Annotated in this window: 16 protein-coding genes; all 16 read right to left on the bottom strand. The window is 62.3% G+C overall.

The genetic code is table 11. The annotated features are described in order from the left end of the window. Positions 1-14: 14 nt before the first annotated feature. The 16 genes from DCO48_RS09805 to DCO48_RS09730 all read right to left on the bottom strand — a co-directional run bounded on the left by DCO48_RS09805 (position 15) and on the right by DCO48_RS09730 (position 16127). Positions 15-1718, bottom strand: a complete 1704-nt coding sequence (locus DCO48_RS09805) for a fused response regulator/phosphatase (protein ID WP_116550404.1) — start codon at positions 1716-1718, stop codon at positions 15-17. Between the two features lie 8 nt (positions 1719-1726). Next, positions 1727-2029, bottom strand: coding sequence for an STAS domain-containing protein (locus DCO48_RS09800; RefSeq protein ID WP_116550403.1), 303 nt, complete (start codon positions 2027-2029; stop codon positions 1727-1729). 90 nt (positions 2030-2119) lie between these two features. Continuing rightward, positions 2120-2572, bottom strand: coding sequence for a flagellar export protein FliJ (gene fliJ / locus DCO48_RS09795; protein ID WP_116550402.1), 453 nt, complete (start codon positions 2570-2572; stop codon positions 2120-2122). 6 nt (positions 2573-2578) lie between these two features. Then, positions 2579-3937 carry a flagellar protein export ATPase FliI gene (fliI, locus tag DCO48_RS09790; RefSeq protein ID WP_116550401.1) on the bottom strand — a complete coding sequence of 453 codons (1359 nt, stop codon included), beginning with the start codon at positions 3935-3937 and terminating at the stop codon, positions 2579-2581. Then, on the bottom strand, positions 3927-4685 hold the full coding sequence (gene fliH, locus DCO48_RS09785; RefSeq protein WP_116550400.1) for a flagellar assembly protein FliH: 759 nt from the start codon (positions 4683-4685) through the stop codon (positions 3927-3929). Before fliH ends, fliI begins: the two co-directional genes overlap by 11 nt. A 130-nt stretch (positions 4686-4815) precedes the next feature. Beyond that, entirely contained in the window at positions 4816-5835 is a 1020-nt protein-coding gene (fliG, locus tag DCO48_RS09780) for a flagellar motor switch protein FliG (protein ID WP_116550399.1), read from the bottom strand. Further along, on the bottom strand, positions 5828-7609 hold the full coding sequence (fliF, locus tag DCO48_RS09775; protein WP_116550398.1) for a flagellar basal-body MS-ring/collar protein FliF: 1782 nt from the start codon (positions 7607-7609) through the stop codon (positions 5828-5830). Before fliF ends, fliG begins: the two co-directional genes overlap by 8 nt. Before the next feature lie 15 nt (positions 7610-7624). Then, the gene (gene fliE, locus DCO48_RS09770; protein WP_116550397.1) at positions 7625-7951 is read right to left on the bottom strand and encodes a flagellar hook-basal body complex protein FliE; all 327 of its coding nucleotides are present in this window, start codon (positions 7949-7951) and stop codon (positions 7625-7627) included. 118 nt (positions 7952-8069) lie between these two features. Further along, positions 8070-9461 (bottom strand): sigma-54 dependent transcriptional regulator, encoded by a 1392-nt coding sequence (locus DCO48_RS09765; protein ID WP_116550396.1) that lies wholly within the window; start codon positions 9459-9461, stop codon positions 8070-8072. After that, positions 9458-10666: a PAS domain-containing sensor histidine kinase gene (locus DCO48_RS09760; protein ID WP_116550395.1), complete on the bottom strand. Its 1209-nt coding sequence runs from the start codon at positions 10664-10666 to the stop codon at positions 9458-9460. Before DCO48_RS09760 ends, DCO48_RS09765 begins: the two co-directional genes overlap by 4 nt. 204 nt (positions 10667-10870) lie before the next feature. Continuing rightward, positions 10871-12346, bottom strand: a complete 1476-nt coding sequence (fleQ, locus tag DCO48_RS09755) for a transcriptional regulator FleQ (protein WP_116550394.1) — start codon at positions 12344-12346, stop codon at positions 10871-10873. Between the two features lie 167 nt (positions 12347-12513). Beyond that, on the bottom strand, positions 12514-12810 hold the full coding sequence (gene fliT / locus DCO48_RS09750; RefSeq protein WP_116550393.1) for a flagellar protein FliT: 297 nt from the start codon (positions 12808-12810) through the stop codon (positions 12514-12516). 23 nt (positions 12811-12833) lie between these two features. Continuing rightward, positions 12834-13217: a flagellar export chaperone FliS gene (gene fliS / locus DCO48_RS09745; protein ID WP_116550392.1), complete on the bottom strand. Its 384-nt coding sequence runs from the start codon at positions 13215-13217 to the stop codon at positions 12834-12836. Between the two features lie 128 nt (positions 13218-13345). Then, positions 13346-14764, bottom strand: a complete 1419-nt coding sequence (gene fliD / locus DCO48_RS09740; RefSeq protein ID WP_116550391.1) for a flagellar filament capping protein FliD — start codon at positions 14762-14764, stop codon at positions 13346-13348. A gap of 82 nt (positions 14765-14846) precedes the next feature. Further along, positions 14847-15200, bottom strand: a complete 354-nt coding sequence (locus DCO48_RS09735) for a flagellar protein FlaG (protein WP_116550390.1) — start codon at positions 15198-15200, stop codon at positions 14847-14849. A gap of 72 nt (positions 15201-15272) precedes the next feature. Further along, complete coding sequence (locus tag DCO48_RS09730) at positions 15273-16127, bottom strand: flagellin domain-containing protein (protein ID WP_116550389.1); 855 nt, start codon at positions 16125-16127, stop codon at positions 15273-15275. Position 16128: the final 1 nt, after the last annotated feature.

Here is a 16128-nt window from a genome sequence, read left to right as displayed (position 1 = left end):
TTGATCAAGTTTGATTATGCCAGAGCCTCCCAGGCGAACTCCACGCGCGCGCGGCGCCCCTCGTCGGCCCATTCGGCGTGTCGGCTCAAGCGCCGGATCAGGCTCAAGCCACGCCCGCACAAGCGCTGCTCCAGCGCTGGCTGAGCCAGCACCCTACCGACATCGAAGCCCTTGCCGCTGTCTTCGACCTCGATGATCAGACGCCCACCGCTTTCCTGCGGTTCCACATGCAGGTGCAGGCGGATGAAGCCGTCCTGCAGGGCCTGCAAACGCCTGTTGCGCTCTTGATAGTAGGTGGCGAATCCATGGGCGTCACGCTTGAGCCCGGAATCGAGCCCGAGCACACCATGCTCCAAAGCATTCGAATACAGCTCGCTGAGCACACTGTGCAACGCCCCGCTCTGCACCCGCAGGCCGTGGATCTCCTGCAACACCTGCATCAGGTAGGGTAACGGATTGAAGCGCTTGAGCGTCTGCGCACGAAACTCGAACGACAGCGACCAGTCCAACGGGCTGGACTGCCCGCTGTCGGAATAGACCAACGGCGGTGGCGCCAGCGCCTGCGGGGCAACCACGCGAATTTCGAGCAGGCTGACATCGTCGCGTGACTGCCCGCCAAAACGCTGCAAGGCCTCCAGCACGTCTTCGAACAGCCGCTCGGGCTGCCGATTGGCCAGCAGCGTCTGCTTCAGCCGCTCGACGCCAAACAGCTGCTCACGGTCGTTGCAGGTGTCCACCACACCATCGGAGAGCAGCAACAGGCGGTCGTCCAACGCCAGCGGGAAGACCTCGGTACGCTCGTCGAACCGCGCCGAATCGAGCACCCCTAGCGGCAAATGCCGGGAAACCAGCGGCAACGGCTCACCGCCAGCGACCGGCAACAAATAGGCATCAGGCATGCCGCCATTCCACACCTCGACCATGCGCCGCTCGAAGCTCAGGCTGAGCATCAAGGCGCAACAGAACATATCTACCGGCAGGATGCGCTTGAGCTTGGCGTTCATTTCGCGCAGGGTTTCCGCCAGGCCGTAGCCCTTGGCGGTCATGCCGTAGAACACTTCCGCCAGCGGCATCGCCCCCACCGCCGCCGGCAGGCCATGGCCGGTAAAGTCACCGAGCAGCACATGCATCTCGCCGGTCGGGGCAAACGCGGCCAGCATCAGGTCACCGTTGAACAGCGCATACGGCGATTGCAGGTAACGGATATTCGGCGCACTGAGGCACCCGGCATGCGCAACCTGATCGAATACCGCCTTGGCGACGCGCTGCTCGTTGAGCAAATGGTTGTGATGGCGGGTAATCTGGTCGCGCTGCGAGAGGGTGGTCGCATGCAGGCGGCGCATGCGGTCCATGGCCTTGATCTTGGCCGAGAGGATGATCGGGCTGTAGGGCTTGGCCAGAAAATCGTCGCCGCCCGCCTCCAGGCAGCGCACCAGTGCCTGGTCTTCGGTAAGCGAGGTCAGAAAGATGATCGGCACCAGCGCTTCGCCGGCCAGCGCCTTGATCCGCCGCGCCGCCTCGAAACCGTCCATCACCGGCATCATCGCATCGAGCAGGACCAACTGCGGGCGCTTCTCGGCAAACAGCGCCACCGCCTCCTCGCCGTTCTCTGCAGTGAGCACGGCATGCCCCTGCGTACGCACGATCCGCGCAAGCAGCAAACGGTCGGCAGCACCGTCTTCGACGATCAGCACGGTCAGATCCTGCGGATCGGCCATGGCAGCGCTCAACTGATCTGGAACAGCTTGTCGAAGTTGGAGATGGCAAGGATCTTGCGCACGTCGGAATTGGTGTTGATCACCTGGATCTGCGAGTTGTCGCCGCCGGCATGGTCGCGTAGCAGCAACAGCATGCCCAGCGCCGAACTGTCGAGGTAGGTGGCCTCCTTGAGGTCGACCACTACCGTGCTGAGCGTATTGCTGCGCTCGTAAGCGTCACGAAACGCCTGATGCTTGCCGAAATCGAAACGACCCTTGACGCGGATCATCAGTTCCTTCCCATCCTGGGACAGCGCGGATTCAACTGCCATGTAGGCGATTCCTTCGAAAAATGGCAAATGCAGTCAATTGAGGTTTAGCAGCCCCCGGTACGCTCGGCAACCCGAACCGACCAGACGCGCTCAGTAACGGTCATGCCGCGGCAGGCGCTGCGACAGCTCATCGAGCAGCTTCTGCTCGCGCTTGTCTTCAAGCAACCGCGCTTCATCCATGTAGCGCTGCACCAGTTTGCGCAACCCTTCCACCCGCGCATACGCCTGCTGCCAGGTACCACGGGCATTGTTCAGGTTGTTCTGGTGCCAGGTAAGGCTCTGACGCTGCTGACCGACAGCGCTTTCCAACTGATTGAGGAAGCGCTGGTAACCGAGCAGCCAGTTGCCGGAAACCCCCTGGCTGCCCTTGTCGAGCCACTGTTTCTGGTATTCGTTGCGGAATTCGTCGAGCTCGGCCAGCTTGGCCTGGGCCAGGTTGACCTGCTGTTGAAACTGACCGAGACGCTGCGCGGCCTTGCGCTCGGCGTCTTCGGCCATCTCGACCACCGGCGCAAGGCGCGCGGCACGGCTGGGCTGGGCCATAAGCTATCAGCCCTGCTCGGACGGGGCGAACACGCCGGCCAGTTGCTCGCCGCTCTGCTGCAGGCCGACGTTCTCATTCAGCCCCTGACGCAGGAACTGCACCAGCTTCGGTTGCAGGGCAATGGCCAGGTCGGTTTCCCGGTCGCCACCTGGCACGTAGGCACCCACGCTGATCAGGTCGCGGCTTTGCGACAGGCGCGACCACAGCTGCTTGAACTGCTGCGCCTGAGTCATGTGTTCGGGGCTGACCACCTGCGGCATCACCCGACTGATCGACGCCTCGATGTCGATGGCCGGATAATGACCTTCTTCGGCCAGGCGCCGCGACAACACGATATGCCCGTCGAGCACACCCCGCGCCGAGTCGGCAATCGGGTCCTGCTGATCGTCGCCTTCGGACAGCACGGTGTAGAACGCCGTGATCGAACCGCCACCAGCCTCACCGTTACCGGCGCGCTCCACCAGCTTGGGCAGCTTGGCGAACACCGATGGCGGATAACCCTTGGTCGCCGGCGGCTCGCCGATGGCCAGGGCGATTTCCCGCTGGGCCTGGGCGAACCGGGTCAGCGAGTCCATCAGCAACAGGACATTCTTGCCCTTGTCGCGGAAATACTCGGCAATCCGCGTGCAGTACATGGCGGCGCGCAGGCGCATCAGCGGCGCATCGTCGGCCGGCGACGCGACGACCACCGAACGCTTGAGGCCTTCGGTGCCAAGAATGTGCTCGATGAACTCCTTCACCTCGCGCCCCCGCTCACCGATCAGCCCGACCACAATGATGTCGGCCTCAGTGAAGCGGGTCATCATGCCCAGCAGCACGGACTTACCCACACCGGTACCGGCGAACAGACCCAGACGCTGGCCGCGGCCAACGGTGAGCAGGCCATTGATACTGCGGATCCCTACGTCCAGCGGCTGGCTGATCGGGTCGCGATTGAGCGGGTTGATGGTCGGGCCGTCCATCGGCACCCAGTCTTCGGCTTTCATTCCGCCCTTGCCGTCGAGCGGGCGGCCGGCGCCGTCAAGCACCCGCCCGAGCATGCTCATGCCCATCGGCAGCCGACCACTGTCGGCCACTGGCACCACCCGCGCACCCGGCGCGATGCCGGCAACGCTGCCGACCGGCATGAGGAACACCTTGTCACCGGAGAAGCCCATGACTTCGGCTTCGACCCGGACCGGGTGATAGCTGTCGTCGTTGATCACCAGACAGCGGCTGCCAACCGCGGCGCGCAGGCCTTCGGCTTCGAGGGTCAGGCCGACCATGCGCAGCAGGCGGCCTTCGACGACCGGTTGCGCCGGCAGCTCGATGGCCCCGGCATAACTGCCCAGGCGCTTGGCGAAGCTGGTGCGTTCAAGGCGCATCGTTGGGTTCCAGCTCGATCAGGGTGTCCGGCGCAGCCGGGTGCAGGCCCTGGTCGTGCAACTGGTCGAACAACTGGGTGATGGCTTTCTCGATGCGGGTTTCCATGGTTGCATCGATCCGGCTATGCGCCGTCTCGATCCGGCAGCCGCCCGGCAACAAGGCCTCATCTTCGAGCAGGCGCCAGTTTTCTTCGTGGCGCTCGCGCAGGGCCTTGGCCAGCTCGAAATCTTGCGGATTGATATGGATACGGATGTTTTCCGCGCCCATTGGCAACAGCTTCAGTGCTTCGCGCAGCACATGGGTGACCTGGCTGGAGTCGCTGCTCAGCTCACGACCGATAACCTGTCGGGTGATATGCGCCACCAGTTGCACCAGGGATTTCTCGATCTGGCTGTCCTGTTCGGCAATCGGCTCGAGCAGGTGCCCCATCAACTGTTCCAGGCTGGCGAGCTTGGCCGCGAGGGCCACTTCGGCCTCCTGGCGAACCTTGAGCTGGGTGCTGTGGAAACCTTCGCGTTCGCCGGTGGCGAAGCCCTCGTTGTAGGCCTCCTGACGGATTGCCTCAAGCTCTTCGAGGGTCAGCGGCTGGACCTCCTCCAGCGGCACTTCCTCGACCTCCTCCACCACTTCGGGCTCGGGCTCTGGCTCGGGTTCCGGCTCAGGGTCGAAACTGGGCAACGCCCAGCGGTCGACGGTTTCGATATCGCTGGCGCGGATCAGTTCGCTGAGGTGCTCGTTGGTTGACATGGGTTCACGCGATCTGGAAAACAGTTGGGTATAGGGTGACGACGAGGGCCTCATCGCGGGACGAGCCCGCTCCGCCTGGTGGGAGCAGGCTCGTCCTGCGGCCTGCCGCACCGCCACCCCCGCACGGGCGTTAGATCATTTCCTCGGCGCCCTTGCCGCCAAGCACGATCTCGCCGGCCTCGGCCATACGCCGGGCAATGGTGAGGATTTCCTTCTGCGCCGTTTCCACGTCGCTGACGCGCACCGGACCCTTGGCTTCGAGGTCGTCACGCAGCAGTTCCGAGGCACGCTTGGACATGTTCTTGAAGATCTTGTCCTTGACCTTCTCGTCCGCGCCCTTGAGCGAGACCACCAGCACATCCGAAGACACCTCGCGCAACAGTGCCTGGATCCCGCGGTCGTCGACATCGGCCAGGTTGTTGAAGACGAACATGAGGTCTTCGATCTGTTCGGAGAGGTCGCCGTCGACATCCCGAATCGCATCCATGAGCTGGCCTTCGACCGAACTGTCGAGGAAGTTCATGATGTCCGCCGCGCGCTTGATACCACCCAGGGTGGTGCGTGCCGCATTGGAGTTGCCGGAGAACTGCTTCTCGAGAATCTGGTTCAGCTCCTTGAGGGCTGCCGGCTGAACGGTGTTCAGCGAGGACACCCGCAAGATGATATCCAGGCGCACCTTGTGGTCGAAGTTGCCGAGTACTTCGCCCGCCTGATCCGGGTCGAGGTAGGCCACGACAATGGCCTGGATCTGCGGGTGTTCGTAACGGATGACGTCGGCCACGGCACGTGGCTCCATCCATTTCAGGCTGTCCAGGCCACTGGTGTTGCCCCCCAGCAGGATCCGGTCGATCAGGCCGTTGGCCTTGTCTTCGCCCAGGGCCTGGGTCAGCATCTTGCGGATATAACCGTCGGAGCCGACCCCGAGACTGGTCTGGTCGCCGACGATCTCGACGAACTCGCTCATCACCTGCTCGACCTGCTCGCGATGGACGTTGCCCATCTGCGCCATGGCCACACCGACCCGCTGCACTTCTTTCGGGCCCATGTGCCGCAGCACTTGCGCGGCATCGGTTTCACCCAGCGACAGCAGCAGGATCGCTGCCTTGTCGACACGGGTGAGTTTGGCGGTTATGGCTCGATTATCACTCATCGGCGTTGATCCACTCTTTGACGACCTGGGCTACGCGGCCCGGGTCTTCTGCCACCAGACTCTTGATTGCGTTGAGCTGAGCGTCGTAACCCTCGCTCGGGCTCGGCAAGAGAATGCTTTGCGGACCACCCAGGCTGACGCGGTCGTTGGCCAGTTCGCCATCCAGACCGAGCATGCCGCCCAGTTCCATGTCGCCATCGGCACCGGCGCTTTGCTTGCCATTGCCGGTGATGTTGTTGAGTACCGGACGCAGCACGCCGAACACCAGGATCAGGATGAACAGCACACCCATGACCTGCTTGATGATGTCCCAGAACCAAGGCTGCGAGTAGAACGGAATATCGGCAATCATTTCGCCACGATCGGCAGCGAACGGTACGTTGATCACGCTGACACTGTCACCACGGCTGGCGTCGAAGCCGACCGCGTCCTGCACCAGGCGGGTGAAGCGTGCCAGGTCTTCGGCAGCCCAAGGGGTGCGGGTGGCATCGCCGGTGGCCGGGTCGAGCTTGACCTGATCGTCGACCACCACCGCGACCGAGAGGCGGTTCAGGCGACCCTGCTGCTGACGGGTGTGGCTGATCGAACGGTCCAATTCGAAGTTCTTGGTCGACTGCTGACGCTTGTCGGCCGGATACGGTGCGAGCATCGGCTGGCCGGTGGCCGGGTCCATGATCTGCTGGCCGTTGGCATCGAGCAGCGGCTGCCCAGGCTGGATCGCGCTGGCGGCGGCCTGCGCACCACCGGTGGTCTGCGGCGCCGATGCCGGGCCAGGCGGCTGGTTGCTCAGGGCACCCGGCACGCCCTGAGGGCCCATGCTGCTGGAGCGTTGTTCGTTGACCGACTGCTCGCTGCGCAGCGCCGGCTGGTCGGGGTTGAACTGTTCCGAGGTGGATTCGACGGCACTGAAATCGAGGTCGGCAGACACTTCGGCTTTATAGCGGTCGTTGCCCAGCACTGGCTGCAGGATGTTATGCACGCGCTGGGTGAGCATGCCTTCCATGCGGCGGCTGTAGTCGAACTGCTTGCCGGCCATGGTCAGCTCGGAGTTCTCGACCTGATCGGAGAGCAGGTTGCCCTTCTGGTCGACCACCGTGACCTGGGACTTGTTCAGCTCCGGGACACTGGTCGCCACCAGATTGACGATAGCCATTACCTGGCCAGCCTCCAGGGCACGCCCCGGATACAGCTCAACCAGTACCGAGGCGCTTGGCTTGCGCTCGTCGCGCACGAATACCGAGCTCTTCGGAATGGCCAGGTGCACGCGGGCACCCTTGACGTTGTTCAGGCTGGAGATAGTCCGCGCCAGCTCGCCTTCAAGGCCGCGACGATAGCGTGTGGCCTCCATGAACTGACTGGTGCCCAGGCCTTGCTCTTTGTCGAGAATCTCGAAACCGACGTTGCCATCGCCCGGCGCCACACCGGCCGCCGCCAGCTTCAGGCGCGCACGGGAGAGGTCGTCGGCCTTGACCAGCAGCGCCCCGGAGTTGGGCTCTACATTGTAGGGAATGTCGGCAGCGGCCAGGGTTTCCATGACCTGTTTGGTGTCCATGCCGGCAAGGCTGCCGTACAACGGACGGTAGTCGGGCTGCTGCGACCAGAGCACGACAGCAAAACCGATGGCCACGCTGGCAGCCAGACCGACCAGCAGGCCGACCTGACGCAGCACCGGCATCTGCGAGATATTTTCCAGAAAGGACATGCCGAACAGCGGCGGCTTGGGTGCCGGCGGGCTGCCTTTGGCGGGCACGTTATCGGAGACTGCTTCAGCCATGACTCAATCTCGCCCTTATACCGGCATCTGCATGATGTCTTGATACGCCTGCACCAGCTTGTTGCGTACCTGGGTCATGGCCTGGAACGACACGCTGGCCTTCTGCGAGGCGATCATCACGTCGGTGAGGTCGACGCCGCTCTTGCCGATTTCGAAGGCGTTGGCCAACTGGCTGGACGCCTGCTGGGTATCGTTGACCTTGTTCACTGCCTGGCCAAGCATGTCGGCAAAACTGCTGGCGCCGAGCTCAGGCGCCTGGGCAGCCTTGGGCATCGACATCGCGTCCATTTGCATGGCCCGCATGTCCAACATCAATCGATTAAATTCAACACCTTGGCTCATGGACTTCTCTCTCCGACGGCCCGCATTTTTTTGACACTCACGCAGCGGATAGGCAGGACATAGCAACAAGAGTGCCAGCTCCTAGCGTGACCGAACAAAAACTCTAAAACGCCACCTTTCAGAAACCGGTGGCGTACAGACTGGCTTCGACGTCCATGCCGGCATCGCGCATCTGCGCGAGCTTGTAGCGCAGGGTGCGCGGGCTGATGCCCAGGCGCTCTGCGGCCTCCTTGCGACGCCCGCGCTCGGCGCGCAGGGTATCAATGATCATCTGAAACTCGTGCCGGCGCAGGTCGTCGCCCAGGCCACCGGCGTCCGCCGGCTCGGCACTGGCAACGGGCGCCACCGCCAGATTCAGCGTCGGCGCGAGCACTGGCAATACACCAGCAAGGCAGAAATCTGCCGCTTCGATCACCCCGCCCTGCTGCAGAATCAGTGCGCGCTGGATGGCGTTATCCAGTTCGCGTACGTTGCCCGGCCACGGATAGCCTTGCAGGCAAGCCGCTGCCTGGGCCGACAGACGCACCGGCGCGTGCTTCATTTTATTGACGTGGCGTGCCAGCAAGCGCTCGGCGAGCGGCAGAATGTCGGCGCTGCGCTCGCGCAGCGGACGCCAGGCCAGCGGAAACACCGACAGGCGATAGAACAGGTCTTCACGGAAGCGCCCGGCGGCCACTTCTCCGGCCAGGTCACGGTTGGTGGTGGCGACCACGCGGATATCCAGGGCAATCGGCTTGCGCCCACCAACCCGCTCCACTTCACGCTCCTGAAGCACGCGCAATAGCTTGGCTTGCAGGCCCAGCGGCATTTCGGAAATTTCGTCGAGCAGCAGCGTACCGCCGTCGGCCTGCTCGAACTTGCCGGCCTGGGCAGCAATCGCGCCGGTGAACGAGCCCTTTTCATGACCGAACAGGGTCGCTTCAAGCATGTTGTCGGGGATCGCCGCGCAATTGATCGCCACAAACGGCTGACTGGCTCGCGGCGACTGCTGGTGAATGAAGCGCGCCAGCACTTCCTTACCGGTGCCGGATTCGCCGGAAATCAGCACGGTGGAATCGCTACGCGCCACCCGCGCCGCCAGCTCCAGCAACTGTGCGCTGGCCGGCTCGCGCGCCACCGGGCCGTCGGCGTCGGCACCACTGCTGGCGCCAAGCGCATGGCGCGCCACCAGTTCCAGCAGGGCCCGTGGCTCGAACGGCTTGACCAGGTAATCGGCGGCCCCCTGACGCATCGCATCCACCGCACGCTCGACCGCGGCATGTGCAGTCATCAGCAACACCGGCAACTGCGGCTGACACGCACGCAATTCGGCGAGCAGTTGGTGACCGTCCATACCCGGCATGTTGACATCGCTGACCACCAGGTTGAACGCCTCGTCGGCCACGCTGCGCAGGGCCTCCTCCGCCGAGCCGACGGCAGTGTAGGCAAAACCGCCGATTTCCAGGGTATCGCCAAGCGCCTGACGCAGGACACGGTCGTCTTCGACCAGCAGCACCTTCACCGCACTCATGCCACCGCCTCCCGCGCACCGATCAACGGCAGGGTCACCAGCGCGCAGGTGCCGCGCCCCGGCCGCGAGCGCAACTGCAAGCTGCCCTGATGGGCCCGAGCAACTGCCATCGCCACTGCCAGGCCGAGGCCGGTGCCGGTCGCCTTGGTGGTAAGGAACGGTTCGCCCAGGCGCGCCAGCAACGCCGCATCGATGCCCGGACCGGCATCGCTGATGCACAGGCGCAAGCTGTCGCCACGCCGATACAGGTGGATTTTCACCCGCGCTGGCACGCCGCCGGCCTGCAAGGCGTTTTCGATCAGGTTGAGCAATGCACCGACCAGGGTGTCGCGATTGCACAGCAACTCGCCCAGATGGCTGTCGCACTGCCAGCGCACCGAATGACCCTGCACGTGTGTATGCGCCGCCTGCTGCAAGGCCTGGAACAGCGCCTTGGGAGTCAGGCGCTCGGACATCGGCAGTTCGCCACGGGCGAACACCAGCATGTCGCGCACCTGATGCTCCAGTTCGTGCAAGCGCTCCTTGAGGCTGCCGGCGAACCGCTGCTGGGTCTCCAACGGCAGCGTCTGCTCGGCAAGGTGGCTGGCGTACAGCAACGCGGCCGACAGCGGCGTGCGGATCTGGTGCGCCAGCGAGGCGACCATGCGCCCCAGGCTCGACAAGCGTTCATGCCGTGCCAACTGGTCTTGCAGGTGACGGGTTTCGGTGAGGTCGGTGAGCAGCACCAACTGGCCGGGCTCGGCATCCAGCGAGCGAGTGGCGATCGACAAGCGACGGCCGTCGCGCAGCGACACCTCATGCCCGTCGTCGTCGCGCGGGGCAAAACTGCGCGCAATCACCTGGCGCCACAGCTCGCCTTCCAGCGCCCCGCCGAGCAGTTCGCAGGCCGTCGGATTGGCCTCGCGCACCCGACCCTGCCCGTCGATCACGATCACCCCACCTGGCAGCAGGTCGAGCAGGTTCTGCAGCCGGTTGGCCAGGCGCTCCTTCTCTGCCAGTTCCTGCATGCGCTGGGCACTGACTACCGCCAACTCGCCCTTGAGCTCGGTCACCCGGGCTTCAAGCAGGTTGTACGACTGGCTGAGCTGGGTCGACATCTGGTCGAACAGGGCGAACGCCTGTTCAAGCCCGACCCGGCTCTGCTGTTCGATGGCGTCCGGGCGCTTCAGCTCGGACGGGCTGGAGGTGGGGGCGGCGTGGGGCATCGTGCTCTCTCGCGTGGCTCACCGTCATAAAACGGTATGTTGCCTGCGCTGTAGCAATAGGCGTGCCGGATAATTTCAAGCGCGCCGAGGCAGCGCCCCTGGAACCGTGAGAAGGACCGCAGGTACGGGCGTTACAGCCCTACAAAAGAAAGGGGAATTAACCACAGCGGGCCCGCAAGCGGGCCCACTGTTCAGGAACCGGCGTCAATCCTCCGCCTGTTCGTCACCGTCACGACGGCTCATGCCGTACTTGCGCATCTTCTCCACCAGGGTGGTACGCCGGATCCGCAGCCGCTCGGCGGCACGCGCCACAATGCCATTGGCATCGTCCAGCGCCTGCTGGATCAAGCCCTGCTCCAGACTACCGAGGTAGTCCTTCAGATCAAGGCCTTCCGGCGGCAGCATGGCATGGCTGGAGAAATTCGGTGCATGGCCGTTGATCGCCACGCGCTCTTCGAGGTCCGAGCGCAGGCTATCGACCAACTGCTCGTCTTCGTCGTCGACGTAGCGAAATTTCTTCGGCAGCTCAGACACGCCGATTACACCATACGGGTGCATGATCGCCATGCGCTCGACCAGGTTGGCCAACTCGCGCACGTTACCCGGCCAGCCATGCCGGCACAGCGACATGATCGCGGCAGAGTTGAAGCGGATCGAACCGCGCTTCTCGTGCTCCATGCGCGAAATCAGCTCGTTCATCAGCAGCGGGATGTCCTCGACACGCTCGCGCAGCGGGGCCATCTCGATGGGGAAGACGTTCAGCCGGTAATACAGGTCCTCGCGGAAGGTCCCGACCTCGATCATGCTTTCAAGGTTCTTGTGGGTCGCGGCAATGATGCGCACATCGATGCTCTGGGTTTTATTGCTACCCACGCGCTCGAAGGTACGCTCCTGCAACACGCGCAACAGCTTGACCTGCATCGGCAACGGCATGTCGCCGATCTCGTCGAGGAACAGGGTGCCGCCATTGGCCAGTTCGAAGCGCCCTGCCCGGCTGGTGATAGCACCGGTGAAGGCGCCCTTCTCGTGACCAAACAGCTCGCTCTCCAGCAACTCGGCCGGAATCGCCCCGCAGTTGACCGGAACGAACGGCGCTTCGCGGCGCTTGGAATGGTAATGCAGGTTGCGCGCGACCACTTCCTTGCCGGTACCGGACTCGCCGAGGATCAATACGCTGGCGTCGGTGTCGGCCACCTGCTGCATCATCTGCCGCACATGCTGGATCGCCCGACTGGTGCCGACGAGACTGCGGAACAGGTTGGGCTCACGCTGACGACCGCGCTCGCGCGCCTGGTCGTACATCTCGCGGTAAACCTGGGCACGGTGCAGCGAATCCAGCAATTTGCTGTAGCTGGGCGGCATTTCCAGGCTGGACAGGACACGACGGCGAAGGTCTTCAGGCAACTCGGCCGAAGAAATTTCACCCAAAAGCAGAACGGGAAGGAACTCATCCCAGGCAGCCACGGTCCTAAGCAAGCCCAACAGATTGGCCGGAGCACTGACCGTACCGATCAGGACACACAGCACTTCACGACTGGACGACAACGACTCGACAACCTGCTGCCAATCATGGCTGGCACAGGGGAGATTTTCTTCGCCAAGAAAATTCAACACCACCGCCAGGTCACGGCGGCGAGCGCTATCGTCATCGATCAGGAGAATTTTGGTTTCACGCCACATGCAATCGCAACTTCCCTAGTCAACTCGACGCCCTTGAGGGGCATGCTCGACATCATTCCAACTGAACGGTCAGCGTTGAGACGTCTTTAATAAGAAAACAGCCACTAGTTAAGTCAAAAAACCTTACACAGTCAAATTTATGGCGCGTTACTTTTTTTGGCCAACCGTCAGCGGAACAAATGGTATACCTTTGTCGCCGCCTGCGCTTGGTTGATCTTGGACATCTCGTCGGCAATTGCCTGACGCTCTTCGGTGGCCACGTCAATCAGTTGCCGATACACACCGAGCAGGTCTTTCAGATTGTCCCGCAACGCCTCTTCATCTTCCGGCGCAGCACTCACTACTTCTTCCATGCAGACACGGCAGGCCTGATCCAACTGGCCGACGGCCTCCCAGTCACGCTTGGCCAATGCGTCGACCAGCGCCTCCCGGGTTTCCTCGATTCGCTTGAGCACTGCACTCATGACGATAGCCTCACTGCAACCCGTTATTGTTGGGCAACTGCATCCCAACCTTCCTTGACCGTGGTCAATAAACCACTCACTTCGTCGAGGATCGTCAGGTCATTGCTAATGTTGGCTTCGGTCAGCCGGCGGGTCATATACAGGTAGAGCGTGTCGATTCGCTCCAGCTCCGGGGTCATGTTGTCGCGGTCGAGACCTTCGCGCAGGCCGCCGATGATGCCGATGGCCTTGCCGATGGCGATACCCTTGTTCGCCACTTCATTGCGCTGCAATGCACCTTTGGCCTGGGCGATCCGATCCAGGCCACCTTCCATGAGCATTTGTACCAGTCGATGCGGGCTGGCTTCGGATGTCTGCGCCTGAGCACCAATTTTCTGGTACTGCCGAAGGGCTAACATTGGATTCATGCGTGTACCTCACCACCACTCGGTTTGCTGTATACGGACTATCGGCGCCGCGTCAAAAAACTTTAGGCCGCCCACAAAAAAGCCCGACAAAGCGTAGCGCAATGTCGGGCTTTTGGCGTCAGCTTTCGTTACGAATTCTTCTGCTGGGCCGCCATGGCCTCGAAGATCGACACGATGCTGTCGCGCTGGGCGTTCAGCTTGCCGACCAGGGTGTCCATGTTGTTGTACTTCTTGGTCAGCGAGTCGGTCATGCTCTTGACCCGCGAATCCAGGGCCGACTGCTGGATGCTCAGGCTGTTCTTGGCCGACTCCAGCACCTTGGTGCGAGCATCGAGCACACCCGTGGTGCCGCTGCCCCCCAGGAACGGCTCCATGGCCTTGGTCATGCGATCAAGCATGCCGCCATCGCCGTTGAACAGGTTCTGTACTTCACCACCAAGCTTCTGCTTATCGATAGCATTGGTGAACTTGCTGCTGTCGAATTCGAGCAGACCGGTCTCCTGGACCGTGTTGATGCCCAACTGCGAAAGCACCTTGAGCTGCCCGCTACCACCGGCCGCCGGCGAGACCAGCTCGTTGCGCAACGCCGACAGCATGCTGCGGACCGCCGGGTCGCCGGACAGCGCCGGCGGGTCGCCAGGCTTGCCCGAGGGATCCTTGGACGCCATGCTCACGGTATTGATGGTCTTGACCAGGGCGTTGTAGGCGTCGACGAAGCCTTGAACCGACTTCTTCAGGCCCTCGGTGTTGCTGCCCACGGTAATGGTGGTCGGCGTGGCCGACTTGGCCACCAGCTCGAAGGTCAGACCGCTGACCGCGTTCTCGACCTTGTTCGATTTGCTGGTCAGCGTCATACCATCGACCACGAACTCGGCATCCTCTGCCATGGCGCTGATGTAGCCCGCACCACCGCCAGCGGTCATCTGGGTGGTGCCATCGATGGCCAACTCGGGAATGCCGCTAACGGAAATATCCGACTTTTCGCCGGTTGTGGTCGAAGTCAGCACCAGCCGCGAGCCGCTGCCATCATTGATAATGTTGGCCATGATCCCGGAGGCACCGGCCTGATTGTTGATCGAGTCGCGCACCGACTGCAAGGTAGCCCCAGGCTTGATCTCGACCGGGATGCTGCTGCCAGTACCCTGGGTGATGTTCAGGGTGCCAGCACTGATTGGCGCACTGCTATCGCCAAAGCGCTGGCTGGCGACTTTGGAAGCAGTCGCCAGGCGGTTGACGGTCACGCTGTAGATGCCGCCGACCGCGGAGTTGGTCGCGGTGGCCTTGACGGTTTTCTCGTCCGAGGTGGTCGCGGAGTAACCCAGGAACGCCGGGGCGTTCTTGTCATTGAGCTTTTCCAGGGCAGTCTTGTAGGCCGCCAGGGCACTTTTCAGACTGCCGATCGCCGAAATGGACGCCGTGTTCGACTTGGTCTGGCGATCGAGCTGGTTCTGCTTGGGCAGTCTTTCCGCGTCAACCAGGGCCTTGACGATTCCCGCGGTATCGAGGCCGGACCCCAACCCCTTACCCGGTAAAATTGGACTTGCCATCGCTTCTCTCCTTCTCTGGTTAACGCCGAACCCTTGCTCCTTCCTGGAAGATTCGGGAAAGCATCAATTGTAGTACCAGCCTTCAGACTTTCTCGTCAAAAAGAAGGCTGTTGACGTCGTGCAGGCTCTTGGCCAGTTCCAATGCGGTTTCCGATGGAATCTGCCGAATGACTTCGCCGCTGTCGCGGGCGACTACCTTGACCACGACTTGCCCGGTGGAATCGTCCACCGAGAACTCCAGGTTGCGTTGCAACGACTGGACAAAATCCTGTATTTCCTTGACGGCCGTTTGCAGCTGGCGCGTATCGGAAGGTTTTTCAACGGCCTTGCCGTTGAGCTTTTCGGGGGCCGCTTGCTGCTCACCAGCCTTTTCTTGCTGGTTGGCAGTGACTGCCGGCGCCGGATAAGACGAATTCAACCTGACACTCATGTCCATCGTCCATCACCTCCAAAATAAAAAGCGAGGGAATGCGTTGAACGCACGCCCTCGCTGTACTTCATCGCACTATTACTGAAGCAGCTTCAGTACAGCGGATGGCAGTTGGTTGGCCTGAGCCAGAACTGCGGTGGACGCTTGCTGCAGGGTTTGCTGCTTGGTCAGCTGAGCAGTTTCTGCGGCGAAGTCGGTGTCCTGAACGCGACCCTGAGCAGCGGTGGCGTTTTCGGTCATGTTTTGCAGGTTGTTGATGGTGCTCTGGAAGCGGTTCTGGATAGCACCCAGGTCCGACTTCTTGTTGTCGATGGTTTGCAGAGCCGCGTCGATTGCGGTCAGCGCGCCGTCAACGGCGGTGTGTACGGCGGAGTCGGAAGTACCCGAGATCGCCAGGGCGCCAGTGCCGACCGCCAGGGTCGAAGCAGCGAAGCTGGTGCTCATGACAACGCTGATGACCTGGTCGGTACCGGTCATTGCACCTACCTGGAACTGCATGGTGCCAGCCGAACCGTCCAGCAGGTGTTTGCTGGTGCCGTAGGTGGTGGACGAAGCGATACGAGTGATCTCGTCGGACTTGGCCGCGAACTCTTTGTTCAGAGCAGCGCGTTCAGTGGTGCCGTTGGAGTCGTTTCGTGCTTGCAGAGCCAGCTCACGCATACGCTGCAGGATGTTGGTGATTTCCGACAGTGCGCCTTCAGCGGTCTGAGTGATCGAAACACCGTCGTTGGCGTTTTTGATCGCTACGGTCGAACCGGTGATCATGGTTTGCAGCTTGTTGGCGATCTGTTGGCCAGCAGCGTCGTCTTTAGCGCTGTTGATGCGCAGACCGGACGACAGGCGAGTCATCGAGGTGCTCAGCGAGTCGGAAGCGCGGTTCAGGTTCTTCTGCACGCCCAGCGAAGTGGTGTTGGTGTTTACGGTTAATGCCATG

The organism is Pseudomonas sp. SDI, assembly GCF_003105155.1.
Taxonomy (GTDB): Bacteria; Pseudomonadota; Gammaproteobacteria; order Pseudomonadales; family Pseudomonadaceae; genus Aquipseudomonas.
Note: the sequence above shows the minus strand (reverse complement) of the source record. Positions and strands in the feature narration are given on the sequence as shown.

Coding starts and splice junctions, on each gene's coding strand:
- DCO48_RS09805 (WP_116550404.1), bottom strand. CDS start 1,718: ATGGCCGATCCGCAGGATCTGACCGTGCTGATCGTCGAAGACGGTGCT.
- DCO48_RS09800 (WP_116550403.1), bottom strand. CDS start 2,029: ATGGCAGTTGAATCCGCGCTGTCCCAGGATGGGAAGGAACTGATGATC.
- fliJ (WP_116550402.1), bottom strand. CDS start 2,572: ATGGCCCAGCCCAGCCGTGCCGCGCGCCTTGCGCCGGTGGTCGAGATG.
- fliI (WP_116550401.1), bottom strand. CDS start 3,937: ATGCGCCTTGAACGCACCAGCTTCGCCAAGCGCCTGGGCAGTTATGCC.
- fliH (WP_116550400.1), bottom strand. CDS start 4,685: ATGTCAACCAACGAGCACCTCAGCGAACTGATCCGCGCCAGCGATATC.
- fliG (WP_116550399.1), bottom strand. CDS start 5,835: ATGAGTGATAATCGAGCCATAACCGCCAAACTCACCCGTGTCGACAAG.
- fliF (WP_116550398.1), bottom strand. CDS start 7,609: ATGGCTGAAGCAGTCTCCGATAACGTGCCCGCCAAAGGCAGCCCGCCG.
- fliE (WP_116550397.1), bottom strand. CDS start 7,951: ATGAGCCAAGGTGTTGAATTTAATCGATTGATGTTGGACATGCGGGCC.
- DCO48_RS09765 (WP_116550396.1), bottom strand. CDS start 9,461: ATGAGTGCGGTGAAGGTGCTGCTGGTCGAAGACGACCGTGTCCTGCGT.
- DCO48_RS09760 (WP_116550395.1), bottom strand. CDS start 10,666: ATGCCCCACGCCGCCCCCACCTCCAGCCCGTCCGAGCTGAAGCGCCCG.
- fleQ (WP_116550394.1), bottom strand. CDS start 12,346: ATGTGGCGTGAAACCAAAATTCTCCTGATCGATGACGATAGCGCTCGC.
- fliT (WP_116550393.1), bottom strand. CDS start 12,810: ATGAGTGCAGTGCTCAAGCGAATCGAGGAAACCCGGGAGGCGCTGGTC.
- fliS (WP_116550392.1), bottom strand. CDS start 13,217: ATGAATCCAATGTTAGCCCTTCGGCAGTACCAGAAAATTGGTGCTCAG.
- fliD (WP_116550391.1), bottom strand. CDS start 14,764: ATGGCAAGTCCAATTTTACCGGGTAAGGGGTTGGGGTCCGGCCTCGAT.
- DCO48_RS09735 (WP_116550390.1), bottom strand. CDS start 15,200: ATGGACATGAGTGTCAGGTTGAATTCGTCTTATCCGGCGCCGGCAGTC.
- DCO48_RS09730 (WP_116550389.1), bottom strand. CDS start 16,127: ATGGCATTAACCGTAAACACCAACACCACTTCGCTGGGCGTGCAGAAG.